Consider the following 17472-nt stretch of genomic DNA (forward strand, 5'->3'; position numbering starts at 1 on the left):
ATTTTCTGTTAATACGTGAAAGATGGACAAAGCATTCCTAAGCAAAGTTTGGTAAAATGCATATATGAATGGAGGATGGATATGACAATTCTTGAAGTGAAAGATGTGACAGGCGGATATACACGTAAGCCGGTTTTACATGATTTGTCATTCGAAATTGGCGAGGGCGAATTGGTCGGATTAATTGGTTTGAATGGTGCTGGGAAAAGTACAACCATAAAACATATTATCGGACTGATGAATCCTCATGATGGAGAAATAATCGTGGACGGTGTCACGTTTGAAACAGATCCCGAAGCTTATCGAAAGGCGTTCACATATATACCGGAAACACCGATTTTGTATGAAGAACTTACATTGAAGGAGCATCTTGAGCTGACAGCGATGGCATATGGTCTTGACAGGGAAGTGTTCGAAGCCCGTTCGGAAATGCTTTTGAAAGAGTTCATGATGGAGAAACGCTTAAACTGGTTCCCTGCGCATTTTTCGAAAGGGATGCGGCAAAAAGTGATGATCATGTGTGCTTTTCTTGTGGAACCTTCACTGTACATTATCGATGAACCGTTCGTCGGTCTTGATCCGATTGGGATTCGTTCATTGTTAGATCAAATAGATGAGCGTAAAGCGAATGGCGCATCCGTTTTAATGTCTACGCATGTCCTGTCCACCGCAGAAAAATATTGTGACCGGATTATCGTTCTTCATGAAGGGCGGGTTCGTGCGCAAGGGACGATGGATGATCTAAGGAAGGCTTTCAACCTTCCAAAAGCCTCGTTGGATGAACTATATATATCCATGACCAAGGAGCAAGACTATGAATAGTTTGCGTGAGATATGGGCAAGACGATTTGTCCATTACATGAACGAATTGCAAAAATACATGAAATTCGTATTTACGGGCCATCTGGTAATTGTACTGCTATTCACGATCGGGGCAGGAGGCTATGCGTACAGTGAATGGTTGAAGGAAGTGCCTGAAAGCTTTCCATCCGCTATTATCGCAGCTATCCTGATTGGATCCGCACTTGTTTTTGGTGCACCAGTAACCTTGCTCAAGCCGGCTGATAGTGTCTTTTTCCTTCCGATGGAAAAGAAACTTGAGGACTATTTAAATAGGTCATTACGGTACTCGTTAATTTCACAACTGCCAATCCCTTTTATGCTCTTGATCGTCATGATGCCTTTATTGGCGGCGACGAATGACGCGGGTATGCCTCAATTCTTATTAACTGCGATTATTATCATACTTGTGAAATGGATTTATGTTGAAACAGAATATCATTATCGACGGGCAAGTGATGGGGAAGGGATCTTGAAAGATCGACTTGTTCGGTTTATCCTTTCCGCTTTGCTCATCTATATGATGCTTGCGGGGCATCCGATTTTCATACCAGTGATTGGTTTGGTCATGGCTTTGTATTATTTGCACTATAAGAAAAAAAGCGCGGGCAAACCGTTTCCATACGAGCATTTCATCACGCTTGAACAAAATCGGATGATGCGGTTCTATCGGTTTGCCAACTATTTCACGGATGTGCCTCATTTAAAAGGTTCCGTCAGTCGACGTGCTTGGCTTGGATTTCTTATGCGTCCAGGAAAGTTCGGACAGACTTCACCGCAGCGCTATTTATTGCAACGGACACTCATCCGGACGGACGATACGTTTTGGCTTTGGGTCCGATTGACGGCACTTTCCATTTTAGGGGTCGTCCTAATTCCATTCCCGATTGTGATCTACATCTTTATCGGTGCGTTGGCATTCGCCTCATCGATCCAACTTGTTCACGCATTACGGGCTGGAGATGACTTCAGAATGGATATGCTTTTCCCGGCAGCGACAAACACTCGAGCGCCTGCAATCCGCAAAACGGTCAGCTCGATCCAATTATTACAAGCACTATTTGTCCTTATTATTGGCATTGTTGTTGGAGGCATTTCTTTTACGCCAATCATTATGGCAATCATTGTCGTAGTCGTCTCGATGGCAACAATTCGATTTTCAGATGAAAAAAATACAGATTGAAAATCTAATCCTTCAAGAAAAAATAAAAATAGAATATTCTCAAAACCCTTGCAACTGAACCATTAAATTAGGTATAATAAAAAAAAGGCATCAGGGGTGAGGGAAATAGAAAATAATTATTCATATGCCGAGTTCTTAAAAGCCGTGGGGAAAAATAGTTCTTCAGCACAAGCGGAGAGATTATTAAATGATATTTATATGGATCTGTTCCTGAGCCATATCCACCGGGAGCAAACAAAAAAACGTCTCTTGGAACTAATCGATCTTGCACTTGACGAGAAAGACGAATTGACTTTCAACAGATTGACGGATGAATTGATGAAGGTCGATGATAACTAACTATATTTTTGTGGGTCTGCCATTAGTCGAACATCGACTACCGGCAGACCCGCTTTTTGCTTGTGTAGACATATTGAAAAAACACACGTTCCCTTTTTCTTTTAGTCTGACTTCATTCTATGTTAAGATGAAAGTAATTCAATTTTGGGGAGGACTTGCTATGGTCCAAAAATTCAACTTACAAGCTCCATACTCACCTTTAGGCGACCAGCCGGCGGCAATTGAAAAGCTTGTCAAAGGCATAAATGAAGGGAAAAAGCATCAAACGCTTTTAGGGGCAACGGGGACAGGAAAAACATTCACCGTTTCAAACGTTGTAACGGAAGTCAATAAACCGACACTCGTGATCGCACATAATAAAACTCTCGCTGGCCAACTATACAGCGAATTCAAAGAATTCTTTCCGAACAACGCGGTGGAGTATTTTGTAAGCTTCTACGACTTTTACCAACCGGAAGCATACGTACCACACACGGATACTTATATAGAAAAAGACGCAACCATCAACGATGAGATTGATAAACTCAGGCACTCGGCCACATCCGCACTGTTTGAACGGAATGATGTGCTAATTGTCGCATCCGTTTCCTGTATTTACGGACTTGGTTCCCCGGAGGAATATGGAAAACACGTCGTTTCCCTCCGTACAGGAATGGAAGTTGGCAGAAATGAATTGCTCAGACGATTCGTAGACATCCAATACTCAAGGAATGACATCAACTTCACCCGTGGAACGTTCCGCGTGAGAGGGGATGTTGTCGAACTTTTCCCGGCGTCCCAAGACGAACATTGCATTCGTATCGAGTTTTTTGGAGACGAGATCGACCGGATCCGTGAAGTCGATGCGTTGACTGGAGAAATTTTAGGCGATCGTGAGCATGTTGCAATATTCCCGGCATCCCACTTCGTCACCGGAGAAGAAAAAATGGTGAAGGCTATCGCAAATATTGAAGCGGAATTGGAAGAACGCCTAACTTTATTAAGAAAAGAAGACAAACTACTTGAAGCGCAACGACTTGAACAAAGGACAAGATACGACCTCGAAATGATGAGGGAAATGGGATTCTGTTCAGGAATCGAAAACTATTCAAGGCATCTGACCCTACGACCTGCTGGGGCGACGCCGTATACATTATTGGATTACTTCCCAGATGATTTCTTAATCGTCATCGATGAAAGTCATGTCACGTTGCCGCAAATCCGCGGAATGTACAATGGCGACCAGGCGAGGAAGCAAGTATTGGTCGACCACGGATTCCGTCTTCCTTCAGCATTGGACAATCGACCGCTTATGTTCCAAGAATTCGAGAACTACGTGCGTCAAGCAATTTACGTATCCGCAACTCCAGGCCCTTATGAAATCGAGCATACACCGGAAATGGTGGAGCAGATCATCAGACCGACGGGATTGCTTGACCCGGTTATTGAAGTGAGGCCGATCGAAGGGCAAATCGACGATTTAATCGATGAAGTAAATGAGCGTATTAAACGGAATGAACGGGTATTGATAACAACACTGACGAAAAAGATGTCAGAGGATCTTACGGATTACTTGAAAGATATCGGTATTAAAGTCCAATACTTGCATTCGGATGTGAAAACACTTGAGAGGATCGAAATCATCCGTGAGTTGAGATTGGGTACGTATGATGTATTAGTCGGCATTAACTTGCTAAGGGAAGGGCTTGATATTCCCGAAGTTTCCCTTGTCACCATTTTGGATGCAGACAAAGAAGGATTCCTCCGCTCGGAGCGCTCCCTTATCCAAACGATCGGGCGTGCAGCCCGAAACTCGGAAGGTAAGGTCATCATGTATGCGGACCGTTTTACGGATTCGATGAAAAAGGCTATAGAGGAAACAGAACGACGTCGGGAAATTCAAATGGCCTACAATGAAAAGCATGGCATTACCCCGACGACTATTAAAAAAGAAATTCGTGATGTGATCAGGGCAACTCAAGTTGCTGAGGATAATACGACACCACTCGAGAGAGTAACTCAAGGTAAGAAGTTAACGAAGGAAGATAAGGCGAAGCTTCTTGTAACGCTTGAAAAAGAAATGAAGGAAGCGGCTAAAGCACTTGATTTTGAAAGGGCGGCTGAGCTTCGAGATAGTATATTAGAATTGAAAGCTGAAGGGTGAAGACGCGATGAAAAATAAAGAGATTGTCATACAAGGGGCAAGAGCCCATAATCTGAAAAACATTAACGTCAACATTCCGCGCGATCAACTAGTTGTCATTACCGGATTGTCCGGTTCAGGTAAATCATCACTTGCATTTGACACGATTTACGCAGAAGGGCAAAGGAGATACGTTGAATCACTTTCCGCGTATGCCCGCCAGTTTTTAGGCCAGATGGATAAGCCCGATGTAGATGTCATTGAAGGACTATCTCCTGCGATTTCCATTGACCAGAAAACGACGAGCCGAAATCCTCGTTCCACGGTCGGAACGGTAACGGAAATATACGATTATTTACGATTGCTTTATGCGCGGGTCGGCAAGCCGATCTGTCCGAATCATGGAATCGAGATCACGTCCCAAACAATTGAGCAGATGGTCGATCGGATTATGCAGCTACCTGAGCGTTCAAGGCTGCAAATTCTTGCACCTGTCGTTTCCGGCAGAAAGGGAACCCATGCGAAATTGATCGAAGACATTAAAAAACAAGGCTATGTCAGGATCCGAGTGAATGGGGACGTTATGGACCTCGATGATAATATCGAACTGAACAAAAATAAGAAGCATACAATCGAAGTCGTCATCGACCGGATTGTTGTTAAAGAGGGAATTGAGGCACGCCTTAGTGATTCATTGGAGTCGGCCTTACGCCTTGCCGAAGGAACGGTTTTAGTCGATGTAATCGACGTCGAGGAATTGCTTTTTAGTGAGCATCATGCGTGTCCGCTTTGTGGTTTTTCAATAGGTGAATTGGAGCCAAGGATGTTTTCATTCAACAGTCCTTTCGGTGCTTGTGGCGAGTGTGATGGCTTAGGGACTAAATTAGAAGTCGATCCGGAACTCGTCATACCAGACGCTACTCTTTCATTGAATGAAGACGCAATTGCACCATGGGTACCGACAAGCTCACAATACTATCCAGAACTTTTGAAGACAATCTGCAAACACTTTAAAATTCCGATGGATGTACCGGTGCAAGACCTTCCGGATGAAGACCTGAATATTATCCTATACGGTTCGAAGGATCAAATGGTCAAATTCCAATATACGAATGAATTTGGGAATACACGTGTGAATAATATTTACTTCGAAGGTGTTCTTGCCAATGTGGAACGTAGATTTAAGGAAACATCTTCCGATTATATCCGAGAGCAAATGGAGAAATATATGGCGAGCCGTGCTTGCCCGACTTGCAATGGCTATCGATTAAAAGAAGAGACGTTGGCAGTCAAAGTGAATGGATCCCATATCGGAAAGGTAACCGAATTATCCATCACAGAAGCGGATGCATTCTTTAGGAATCTCGTTCTCTCGGAAAAAGATGCACAAATTGCAAAGCTCATCTTGCGCGAAATTGAAGAAAGATTAGGCTTCCTCGTTAATGTCGGTCTTGACTATTTGACATTATCAAGGGCCGCTGGGACATTATCAGGCGGCGAAGCGCAGCGGATCAGGCTCGCTACACAGATCGGGTCGAGATTGACAGGCGTCCTCTACATTTTGGATGAACCTTCGATTGGGCTGCATCAACGGGATAATGACCGTCTGATCGGCACACTGCAAAGCATGCGAGATATCGGAAATACGCTCATTGTTGTCGAACATGATGAAGACACGATGATTGCAGCGGATTACTTGATCGACATCGGTCCGGGGGCTGGTCAAGAAGGGGGTCAAATCGTTTCAGCAGGTACGCCTAAAGAAGTGATGAATGATCCTAAATCGTTAACCGGTCAATACTTAAGCGGTAAGAAATTCATCCCATTGCCGATTGAAAGACGTAAATCGGACGGCCGGGTTGTTTCGATTAAAGGTGCTTCGGAAAACAACTTGAAGAATGTCGATGCAGATTTCCCGTTAGGACAATTCATTGCAGTTACGGGTGTTTCGGGATCAGGGAAAAGTACGCTTGTCAACGAAGTATTGCATAAGGTGCTCGCCCAAAAGCTGAACCGTTCAAAGCAAAAGCCGGGCCGTTTCACATCTGTCACTGGACTTGAGGAATTGGAAAAAGTGATCGATATCGACCAATCACCTATCGGAAGAACGCCAAGGTCGAATCCCGCAACGTATACCGGGTTATTTGACGATGTGCGTGATGTGTTCGCGATGACGAATGAAGCAAAAGTGCGCGGATATAAAAAAGGCCGTTTCAGTTTCAACGTAAAAGGCGGACGTTGTGAGGCGTGCAGAGGCGACGGTATTATCAAAATCGAAATGCATTTCCTCCCGGATGTCTATGTGCCTTGCGAAGTTTGTCATGGGAAACGGTATAATCGGGAAACCTTGGAAGTGACATATAAAGGGAAGAACATTGCGGATGTCCTTGCGATGACTGTCGAGGATGCATTAATCTTCTTCGAAAATATCCCTAAAATCAGCCGGAAACTACAAACGATTGCCGATGTGGGGTTAGGGTATGTCCAACTTGGCCAACCCGCTACGACGTTATCGGGCGGGGAAGCACAACGGGTGAAGTTGGCATCCGAATTGCATAAACGTTCAAACGGTAAATCGTTTTATATATTGGACGAGCCAACAACGGGATTGCATGTCCATGACATTGAAAAACTTCTCCTTGTACTACAGCGTTTGGTGGATACCGGCAATACAGTTCTTGTCATTGAACATAATCTTGATGTCATTAAAACTGTCGATCATATTATCGATTTAGGTCCCGAAGGCGGGGACAAAGGTGGCCAAATCATTGCGACGGGCACCCCTGAAGAGGTCGCTGAAGTTGCAAAATCATATACGGGCCACTATTTGAAACCGATCCTTGAAAGGGACCGACAAAGAATGAAAGACAAAATCGAAAAGGTCGCACTAAAAAGATAGTGAAACCTTCTGCATGATCATTCGTATATATATTATCGGAAAGTAAGAGTGAAATAAGGACTCTTGCTGAAGTTGAAATAAAAGGTTTACCAAACAAGGAGGCAGACAGATGCAAAACGAACGCAAACGTATCTTGACAATGCTGGAAAATGGTACAATTTCAATGGATGAAGCCTTAACTCTTCTAGAAGCATTGGATAAAACAACTAAGGAAAATTACAACCAAGCGGACGAAGTGGTCTTTACAAATGAAAGCAAATCCAGCCAAGGCAATGATCAATCCTATTCAAGAAATAAGAAAGATCCTTCCATGGATGAATTCATCGAAGATATAAAGAAAGACTTCGTCACTGTCGGAGATCGCTTTATGCAATTCATGCAAACCGCAGTGGATAAAATGAAGGGATTCGACTTCGACAAACCATTTGGCGGAAGCTCCACATTCCATCATTCCATTGTAAAAGAAGCGGATGAATTGGAAGAAATCCTGATCGATGTCGACAACGGGAATATATCCGTTCATGCGACAGATGCGAAAGAAATAAAAGCCGATTTCGTCGTGAAGGCATATGGCGGTAAGACGGAAGAAGAGTCGAGGAAGGAGTTCCTTGATAAGTTGATCTTCTTGAATGACGAAGGGAAGCTGCGTCTACTTAGCGATTTAAAATTAATCCAAGTGAATGTAGATCTCTTCATACCAAAGCAAGACTATAAAAAAATCTCAGCAAGACTTCTGAATGGCCATTTTACAATGAACGATGTTACGGTCGAACGATTCTACACGAAAACAGCGAACGGAAAAGTGGATCTCGAACGTATTGACTTCAAAGAGGCAGAACTCGAGGCAGGTAACGGGTCAATTCGACTCAACGAAAGTACCGGGGAGCTGCTTGAAGCCGAAACGATCAATGGTCGCGTGTACTTATCCGGTCATTTAAAAGACGTAGAAGCAAAATCACTGAACGGCCATGTCGTCGTCACAACAACCGACACTGCCGCACAAAGAATAGATGCAAAAACAGTTAGCGGAACAGTCGAAGTGTACATTCCATCCGATGTTCCATTACAAGGTGAAATTTCTACCAACATGGGACGCTTGGACCTTCAGTTGAATGATGTCAATAAATCAAGCGAACAAGAGCAATTCCTTCAACGGAGCATCAGCTTCTCGAAAAAAGACGAGAATGACGACACAACACCGCTTTATATCCAAGGCGAAGCGAAAACAGGCTCAGTCATCGTCTGCTACATTGTAAAACATGACTAAATCCCCCTTAGACTGTAGACAACCGAAAAATCGGAAGTCTACAGTTTTTTTGTATTTGATTTTAGGTAATCTAAGTTGTATTGATTGAAGTGGAAGGCGGCGACTCCTGGGGGATTAAGCGGGACAGGTGAGACCCCGCAGTGAAAGCCGTTACGAAGAACGGCTTTTGCGAGTAAAAGCGCAGCGTTACGAGCACCTGGGGTGGGATGCCTTAATTTCTGCAAAAGGCGCAGAAATACGGCAAATCGAACTCTTCGTGGTTCGATTGGCTCACCGCCCGCCCCCCGGAAAGCGTCCGCCTGAAACGGAAATCAATTGGGCTCACACCATGAATCGTACACAAATTCAGACGAAATTATTTCAAATACATTTCTTCATGGTAAAATAGAACATAGCTTGTAAAGGAAAGGATGGGTGTAATTGTCTGTTGTAACAATAAAAGATGTTCAAAACCAATTCGGACTCGAACTACTTGCGGGAAAAGATGGTATCGAACGAACAATCTCAATGAGTGACATTTCACGCCCAGGACTTGAAATGGCGGGTTACTTTGATTTTTACACATCTAAACGTGTTCAGTTGCTTGGAAAGACAGAAGTCTCTTTTTTCAATAAACTGAGTCCAAACGAACGAATCGATCGCATGGATCGACTTTGTACAGCCGAAACACCAGCCTTCATCATCGCACATAATATGGAATGTCCGGATGAGTTAAAAGAATTGGCGAATGCACGAAATATCGCCGTCCTTCAGACCGAACACCCAACAACAAGATTTTCAAGCATGTTGACAAACTTCCTTGAAGGCCAGTTGGCCCCGATGACAACCGTTCACGGCGTACTTGTCGACGTATATGGAATAGGCGTATTAATCACTGGAAAAAGTGGCGTAGGTAAAAGCGAAACTGCTTTGGAACTTGTGAAAAGGGGACATCGACTTGTCGCTGATGATGCTGTCGAAATCAGGCAAGTCGCGAAAAACGTACTTATCGGTAATGCGCCGAAACTATTAAAGCATATGCTCGAAATACGTGGGGTCGGAATCATTGACATGATGACGCTTTTCGGAGCAAGCGCTGTGAAAGATGACAAGCGTGTCCTAATGATCATAGACCTTGAAGTATGGGATCCTGACAAATTGTATGACCGCTTGGGCATTGACGAAGAAAAGGCGAAGATCATGGATTCCGATGTGACAAAACTGACAGTACCTGTAAGACCGGGACGAAATTTATCGGTCATCATTGAAGTGGCTGCAATGGATTATCGCATGAAACGATTAGGCGTTAATGCGGCGGAGGCATTTACAAGAAGACTCGATATGGCTATCCAAAATAGCAATGAAAAGGGGATAGAGTAAAACTATGTTCGACTTTATGACAATCAACCCAACGGCCTTTGAGCTTGGCCCCATATCGGTACGTTGGTATGGAATTTTAATAACTACTGGAATTATTCTTGCATTCTTCGTCGTTCAAAAAGAAATGGTGAAACGGGGCATGCATCCGGACTTTTTAACGGATCTGCTCATTTGGGCCGTTCCAATTTCCATTATTAGTGCACGGATATATTATGTTATTTTCTCTTGGGATTCGTATAGGGGTAACCCCGCAGATATGTTCAAAATTTGGGAAGGCGGCATCGCGATACACGGTGCTTTGATCGGTGCCTTTTTAACAACATACTTTTTTACGAAAAAACGCGGTATTTCATTTTGGAAAGTAGTGGACATAGCAGTTCCTGGTATTCTGATTGGTCAAATCATTGGCAGATGGGGAAACTTTATCAACCAGGAAGCGCACGGTGGGCCAGTTTCGGAGCAGTTCCTTGCAAACACATGGATTCCTGAGTGGATTATGAATCAGATGACGATTGAAGGAGTTACATACCATCCGACATTCCTGTATGAGTCACTTTGGAATGTTGTCGGCCTCATTATTGTCTTGATCATCAGAAGAGTGCGGTTGAAGCGTGGGGAGATTTTCTTCTTTTATCTAATTTGGTATTCAATCGGAAGGTTCTTTATCGAAGGGATGAGAACGGACAGCTTGTATGGCGGGGATCTTCGTGCCGCACAAATCGTTTCTATTCTCGCAATCCTCTTTGGTCTCACGATGTTCGTGTATAGAAGATTCATCAAGAAAGTGAAAGTGAATTATTTAGATAAATAAAAGAGGGATGGGAAATGCAGACATTAAAAAATGGGTTGAAAGCGGGATTGAAGACGACGTGGACGTTAGGGAAAATCATTTTTCCGATTACGATTCTTATCGTCATTTTGCAACATACCCCGGTTTTACCTTGGATTGTAAAGCTTATCTCGCCTTTCATGGGGCTATTTGGGCTAAGCGGAGAAGCGGCCATTCCGTTAGTGCTTGGCAACGCTTTGAACTTATACGCGGGCATCGCTGGGATTCTTTCACTCGATTTGACGGTGAAGGAAGTTTTCATCCTTGCGGTAATGCTTAGTTTTTCGCATAATCTCTTTATCGAGACAGGGGTTGCGTTAAAAGTAGGCGTTAAATTATGGGTCGTTTTACTTGTTCGATTTGGGTTGGCGGCATTCTCGGCTGTTATTATTAATCTGTTTTGGAGTGGCGGCAGTGAAATAGCACAGTACGGCTTGGCTCCGGAAATCGCTGCAGTGCCGGAAGGATGGTTTGAAATCGGTCTATTAGGCTTGCAAAAAGCATCCTTTGGCGTTCTACAGCTTGCGCTAATTGTCATTCCTTTGATGATTATTGTCCAATTTTTAAAGGATCGACAGTACTTACAGAAATTCTCTGAAAAGCTTGCTCCTTTCACAAAAGTCATTGGTGTTCAACCGAATGCTTCAATGACTCTTGTTGCAGGTCTTGTCATCGGGTTGGCATATGGGGCGGGTGTGATGATCCAGGCAGTAGAGGAAGATGGCGTAAGCAAGAAAGACGCGACACTTGCCTTCATATTCCTTATCGCCTGTCACGCAGTTGTGGAAGATACGCTCATCTTCGTTCCTTTAGGCATACCCGTATTGCCATTGCTTATCATTCGCCTCGTAACTGCGTTCGTATTGACGATTGCTGTCGCTTATTTCTGGAAGCAAAGCGAGCGGAGAAAGGAAAAGGGGGTAACCGTTTTAAATGGCTAATAAAATTACAACACTATTATTCGACTTTGATGGAACATTACTCGATACGAATGAATTGATCATCCAAACATTTCAAACTGTCCTTGATGCGCATTATCCCGGGAAATACGAGCGGATGGATATCCTTCCGTTCCTTGGACCACCGTTGAGAGAGACATTTGCAGCAGTGGATCCTGCAAAGGTCGAGGAACTGATCAAGGAATACCGTGAGTGGAACTACGCAAATCATGATCTATTGGCAACTGAATTTGATGGTGTTTCTGAAACGCTTAGGAAGTTGAAAAGCAATGGTTTCAAGATGGCAATCGTCTCAACGAAACGGAATAATATGATCATGAAAGGCTTGGAGTTAATTTCAGCTAAGGATGTATTTGATACGGTGATCGGGTTGGATGATGTGCAAAATGCAAAGCCGGATCCGGAACCGATCTTGTTGGCTATGGAAAGATTGAATTCCACACCGGAGGAGACGTTAATGATCGGCGACAACTCCCATGATATCCACGGTGGGAAAAATGCAGGGGTTCGCACAGCAGGAGTGGCTTGGTCGTTAAAAGGGGAACAATTCATGCGTGATTTGGAGCCTGATTTTATGCTGCAACATATTTCCGATTTACTCAAGATTATGGCAGGCGAGAAAGTTTGAGGAGGACGGAGCGTTTTCCTGCCAAAGGAAATGCGAACTCCCTTTGGCATATTTACAAAACGGTCTCATTCTTTAAAGTCGCGAAAAATTTCATTTTCATACAGATAGGAAGATATACGCCTTTTATCCCTTTAAAGAATTTCATTTATCGTACTTTTTTGGGGATGAAAATCGGGGATAAAACATCATTCGCCCTTATGGTGATGCCGGATACGATGTTCCCTGAACGAATTACGGTTGGCAATAACTCGATTATCGGTTTCAATACAACGATTCTTGCGCATGAATATCTGATCGAAGAATACCGGGTTGGTGACGTAGTGATTGGTGACCGTGTGATGATTGGCGCCAATACGACGATCCTTCCCGGCGTTGAAATCGGGGACGGAGCCATTGTTTCGGCAGCATCACTCGTAAATCGTGATATTCCCGCGGGTGCGATGGCGGGCGGCAATCCCGTTCGGATCATTTATACCGCGGAACAGTTGGCGGAGCGGAAGAGAAAAGTGTAATAATCGGAAAGTGTCAAAAAATTGAATGACGGGTAGAGAAGTTATGTTATAATTTTTATGGAGGAACGTTCTTTGCACGTTCCTTTCTATTGTTTATCGGAGGAAATTTGATTGGATAAAATGCATAGGAACATAGATAAAAAAATAATTTCTTTTATCCCTGACGGTGAATTTTATTATCAGAAAGGCATTAAGGCGATGCAACGTGAACGCTACGATGATGCCCATAAATATTTGCAACGCGCTGTTGAGTTAAGCCCCAATGACCCGCTCATTCTTATGCAATACGGCATTCTTATCATGGAAGAGGGCATGTTTGAGGAAGCTTATGAGATCCTTGCGGCAGCACATGGCATCGACCCTCAAGAAGAGGATATCATCTTCTATTTAGCGGAAGTCCATGCGCATTTAGGCCTTCTTCGCGACGCGAAAATCTATGCTGAAAAATATATAGCACTCGCTCCAGACGGACCTCTTGCTGATGATTCGATGGAAATCATCGATTTTGCTGAACAAGAGGAAGATCTATTTGACGATGAGGAAATGCCGGATGGAGAAGTGTATTTTCTTCAGGAAAAGGCAAGGAGATTGATGGAAGGCGGCTTGTTTGACGAAGCTATCGAAATCCTTGAGTCGGTTATAGTAGATTATCCCGAATTTTGGGCGGCCTATAATAATTTGGCGCTTGCTTATTTCTACGTCGGCAAAATTGATCAGGCGAAAGAATTGCTTTACGAAGTGCTTGAAAAAAACAAAGGGAATATTCATGCATTATGCAATCTCGCTGTCTTTTATTATTACCAGAAAGACAAAGAGGAATTGGATTCATTACTTGAACTCCTATTGAAGATAAAACCGTATCAGTTCATACATCGATATAAATTAGGAGCGACATTCGCTTTAGTTGGGAAGCATAAAGAAGCTTACGGATGGCTCAGAAGCTTGAAGAAAAAAGGATTTGAGGGGGATGCAGGCTATTATTTCTGGCTTGCCCATTCCGCTTACTTTTCAGGAAATGAAACAGCCGCGAAGGAAGCATATGAGAAATTAGTGGAACTTGACCCAAGCAAGGCAGGGTTGGAACCTTGGAAAAGTGTGCAAGAAACTTCAGGGGTAGATTCATTTGAACAGGACCGCGAATTCCTCTTAAGTAAAATTATGAATAAATATCGGAGCGAGCGACTGTTAGGTTTTTACTTATTGGGCAAATCGGCTCATAAACAAGAAATCATTTCACATCCGAAATATATTGACGTTGAAAAGCTGAGTGTCATTGAACAGTTGTTTTTAGCAAATAGCCTCGATTACGAATTTACATTGGAAACCGAATTCGACCATTCCTTTATGCGAGCTCTGAAAACGACCAATATTATGTACGACAATTACAAGCCGCTCGATAAGCAAGGGACACATCTTTTTCAAATGTGGTTCACCCTTTGCGAGGTGGCTTTGTCACGATCATATGATTTCAGGAATCCGGATGCCCTCGCTGCAGCCGCTGATTATATGTTCCAATCCTCACGCTATAAAGGAGTCACGAAAACAGCCATTGCAAGAACGTATGGCATATCGGTTCCGACGCTAACGAAGTATGTTCATACATTAATGGAGTTTTTGCCACAATTTAGCGAATGAGCATATAGATTGATTGGACACATTAAATCTTATACGATTTGGTCAGTGTTATGTATTGTAAGAGGAGGAAAACCAATGACAACCGAGAAAATATATGACGTCATTATTATTGGTGCAGGTCCTGCAGGAATGACTGCTGCTGTTTACACTTCGAGAGCAAACCTGTCGACTTTGATGTTGGAGCGCGGAATTCCAGGTGGACAAATGGCGAACACGGAAGAGATTGAAAACTATCCTGGTTTTGAATCGATTTTAGGACCAGATCTCTCCAAGAAAATGTTCGACCACGCCAAAACATTTGGAGCTGAATATGCATACGGTGACGTAAATGAAATCATCGATGGTGAAAGATATAAAACGATCATTTCCGGTAAAAAAGAATATAAAGCACGTGCCATTATCATTACAACAGGTGCAGAATATAAGAAAATGGGTGTACCGGGAGAAGAAGAGCTAACTGGACGCGGCGTCAGCTATTGTGCTGTTTGTGACGGTGCCTTTTTCAAAGGTAAAGAAATCGTTGTTATCGGCGGTGGAGACTCAGCGGTTGAAGAAGGTGCATACCTAACTCGATTCGCGAACAAAGTAACGATCATCCACAGACGTGACGAATTGCGCGCGCAAAAAATCTTGCAAGATCGCGCATTTGCGAATGAAAAAATTGATTTTCTATGGAATTCCACCGTTAAACAAGTTAACGGCGAGGATGGGAAAATCAAATCAGTTACACTTGTCTCCACTGTTGACGGTACGGAAACAGTGATGGAGACTGAGGGCATGTTCGTCTACATCGGTATGAATCCATTAACTGGACCATTCAAAAACTTGGGTATCTTAGATGACCAAGGATATATCGTGACGAATGAAGAAATGGAAACGAAAGTTCCGGGCATCTACGCAGCAGGGGATGTGCGTCAAAAAACACTTCGACAAGTCGTTACGGCAACGGGCGACGGAAGCATCGCTGCACAAGCTTGTCAAAAATATATCGAAGAACTTGCAGAGAAATTATCTGCAGAAGTTTGATTATGGAAAGAGATCCGCGTGCGGGTCTCTTTTTTTATGCGTGAATGCCGGTGGTTATGCGTAATTGTGGGAGTTTATGCGTGAAAATCGGCGGTTATGCGTATTTGTTGTCATTTATGATGGACTATTTAAGGATATGCTTAGTTGATTGGAGTGGAGGCGCGAGACTCCTGCGGGAAAAGCATGAGCCTTGAGACCCCGCAGGGCGCACGCCTTTCGCGACCAAGGAGGCTCAAGCCATGCCCGCGGAAAGCGAGCGCCGGAACGGAAATCAACGTGACCTTAAGCATGTCCAAAATTATTAATGCAACCTTAATATTACTGTAACTCAAATGCAATACAGATTGGGTAATATAAGAATAGTAATTGACCCCCCTTTTAATATAGCAACACTTTTAAGACGACCTACTGATGTAAATCGTAGGTGGTCTTCTTTTTTTGTTGTTTAGGGCGTAAACATTGTATAATAGAAGCATGCATGTTTTAAAAAGCGAGGAATTCAGATGCAGAGAATTGCTAACTTACTTGTCGTCAAAGACGAACAGGTCCTTTTATTGAAAAAGCCAAGACGGGGATGGTACGTGGCTCCCGGTGGAAAGATGGATTCAGGAGAATCGATTTACGAATCGGCCATCCGTGAATTCGAAGAAGAAACAGGTGCAACACCAGTAGATCCGCATGTTAAAGGGATCTACACAATGATGATTATCGATCCAGACACGAAGGAATTAATCGACGAATGGATGCTGTATACTTTCGTAGCAAAGGATCTAATAGGCACGCCGTACGAGTCCAATCGGGAAGGCTTGCTTGAATGGCACAGCATCGAAAATTTGAAAACGTTGCCAATGGCGGAAGGCGATAGATCCAATTTAACATTTGCCGTCTCCGAAAACGGTGTTCAATATGGTACATTTTATTATACAGAAGAGTTCGAACTGTTAGATGAGCGTCTACAAAACTCGATGGAGGGCGATTTACAATAATGGAAAATGAATTACCGAACAGCGACGTTGACTTGGTCATTATTACTGGGATGTCTGGTGCTGGTAAAACAGTAGCGATGCAAAGTTTTGAGGACATGGGCTTCTATTGTATTGATAATTTACCTCCAGAGCTGTTGGTCACATTTTTAGACTTGATGATGAAGTCCGAGAACAAGATGAGAAGGATTGCTGCTGTCATGGATACAAGGGGCGGCGACCTTTTTGATGCGCTGATCGGGGCATTGGACAATTTATTACAAATGGAAGGGGTTTCCACCAAGCTTCTGTTTTTGGATGCGGATGACGAAACTCTTGTAAGAAGGTACAAGGAAACGAGACGGTCGCATCCACTCGCGGAAGGTGGACTCCCGTTAACCGGTATCAAGAAAGAGCGGACATTGCTTTCCGAGTTAAGAGGCAGAGCTCGATTCATCTACAATACTTCCGAACTTAAACCGAGGGAATTACGCGAAAAGATCATGTCCACATTCTCTTCCAATGGCGACACCTCCTTCACTTTGAACTTTATCTCATTCGGATTTAAGCATGGGATGCCAATCGATGCAGATGTCGTTTTTGATGTACGCTTCTTACCGAATCCATACTATGTGGAAGATTTAAGACCGATGACGGGACTCGATAGGGAAGTATACGATTATGTTTTAAAATGGAATGATTCACAAGTGTTAATCGAGAAATTGACGGATCTATTCAAATTCATCATACCGCAATATAAAAACGAAGGTAAATCACAAGTCGTCGTAGCCTTCGGTTGTACGGGGGGCCAACATCGGTCCGTGACGTTGGCGGAATACTTCGGAAACCGATTACAAGATGAATATAAAACGCTAATCACACATCGGGATGTGGAAAAGAGAAAGGGTTGAC

Annotated in this window: 15 protein-coding genes; all 15 read left to right on the top strand. The window is 43.5% G+C overall.

Translation table 11 applies throughout. The features are described from left to right. Positions 1-81 precede the first annotated feature (81 nt). The 15 genes from NSQ43_RS06795 to rapZ all read left to right on the top strand — a co-directional run bounded on the left by NSQ43_RS06795 (position 82) and on the right by rapZ (position 17471). Positions 82-822, top strand: a complete 741-nt coding sequence (locus NSQ43_RS06795; protein WP_339254164.1) for an ABC transporter ATP-binding protein — start codon at positions 82-84, stop codon at positions 820-822. Further along, entirely contained in the window at positions 815-2023 is a 1209-nt protein-coding gene (locus NSQ43_RS06800; protein ID WP_339254166.1) for an ABC transporter permease, read from the top strand. The genes NSQ43_RS06795 and NSQ43_RS06800 overlap by 8 nt, the downstream gene beginning before the upstream one ends. Before the next feature lie 96 nt (positions 2024-2119). Then, positions 2120-2362, top strand: a complete 243-nt coding sequence (locus NSQ43_RS06805) for an IDEAL domain-containing protein (RefSeq protein ID WP_339254168.1) — start codon at positions 2120-2122, stop codon at positions 2360-2362. Positions 2363-2522: 160 nt separating this feature from the next. After that, complete coding sequence (uvrB, locus tag NSQ43_RS06810) at positions 2523-4505, top strand: excinuclease ABC subunit UvrB (RefSeq protein WP_339254170.1); 1983 nt, start codon at positions 2523-2525, stop codon at positions 4503-4505. 7 nt (positions 4506-4512) lie between these two features. Continuing rightward, a complete protein-coding gene (uvrA, locus tag NSQ43_RS06815; RefSeq protein ID WP_339254172.1) occupies positions 4513-7383 on the top strand; it encodes an excinuclease ABC subunit UvrA in 2871 nt (956 codons plus the stop codon). Positions 7384-7492: 109 nt separating this feature from the next. Beyond that, positions 7493-8650 carry a DUF4097 family beta strand repeat-containing protein gene (locus NSQ43_RS06820; protein ID WP_339254174.1) on the top strand — a complete coding sequence of 386 codons (1158 nt, stop codon included), beginning with the start codon at positions 7493-7495 and terminating at the stop codon, positions 8648-8650. A gap of 420 nt (positions 8651-9070) precedes the next feature. Continuing rightward, positions 9071-10009 carry an HPr(Ser) kinase/phosphatase gene (hprK, locus tag NSQ43_RS06825; protein ID WP_339254175.1) on the top strand — a complete coding sequence of 313 codons (939 nt, stop codon included), beginning with the start codon at positions 9071-9073 and terminating at the stop codon, positions 10007-10009. Between the two features lie 4 nt (positions 10010-10013). Then, the gene (gene lgt, locus NSQ43_RS06830; protein ID WP_339254176.1) at positions 10014-10820 is read left to right on the top strand and encodes a prolipoprotein diacylglyceryl transferase; all 807 of its coding nucleotides are present in this window, start codon (positions 10014-10016) and stop codon (positions 10818-10820) included. Between the two features lie 14 nt (positions 10821-10834). After that, positions 10835-11779, top strand: coding sequence for a nucleoside recognition domain-containing protein (locus tag NSQ43_RS06835; protein WP_339254178.1), 945 nt, complete (start codon positions 10835-10837; stop codon positions 11777-11779). Then, positions 11772-12425, top strand: a complete 654-nt coding sequence (ppaX, locus tag NSQ43_RS06840) for a pyrophosphatase PpaX (RefSeq protein ID WP_339254180.1) — start codon at positions 11772-11774, stop codon at positions 12423-12425. Before NSQ43_RS06835 ends, ppaX begins: the two co-directional genes overlap by 8 nt. After that, positions 12422-12937, top strand: a complete 516-nt coding sequence (locus NSQ43_RS06845) for an acyltransferase (protein WP_339254182.1) — start codon at positions 12422-12424, stop codon at positions 12935-12937. The genes ppaX and NSQ43_RS06845 overlap by 4 nt, the downstream gene beginning before the upstream one ends. Before the next feature lie 120 nt (positions 12938-13057). Further along, positions 13058-14572 (top strand): tetratricopeptide repeat protein, encoded by a 1515-nt coding sequence (locus NSQ43_RS06850; protein ID WP_339254825.1) that lies wholly within the window; start codon positions 13058-13060, stop codon positions 14570-14572. A 75-nt stretch (positions 14573-14647) separates the two neighbouring features. Continuing rightward, the gene (gene trxB / locus NSQ43_RS06855; protein ID WP_339254184.1) at positions 14648-15598 is read left to right on the top strand and encodes a thioredoxin-disulfide reductase; all 951 of its coding nucleotides are present in this window, start codon (positions 14648-14650) and stop codon (positions 15596-15598) included. Positions 15599-16101: 503 nt separating this feature from the next. After that, the gene (locus NSQ43_RS06860; protein WP_339254186.1) at positions 16102-16584 is read left to right on the top strand and encodes an 8-oxo-dGTP diphosphatase; all 483 of its coding nucleotides are present in this window, start codon (positions 16102-16104) and stop codon (positions 16582-16584) included. Continuing rightward, positions 16584-17471 (top strand): RNase adapter RapZ, encoded by an 888-nt coding sequence (rapZ, locus tag NSQ43_RS06865; RefSeq protein ID WP_339254188.1) that lies wholly within the window; start codon positions 16584-16586, stop codon positions 17469-17471. Before NSQ43_RS06860 ends, rapZ begins: the two co-directional genes overlap by 1 nt. Position 17472: the final 1 nt, after the last annotated feature.

It is taken from the genome of Sporosarcina sp. FSL W8-0480 (assembly GCF_037963765.1).
GTDB lineage: Bacteria > Bacillota > Bacilli > Bacillales_A > Planococcaceae > Sporosarcina.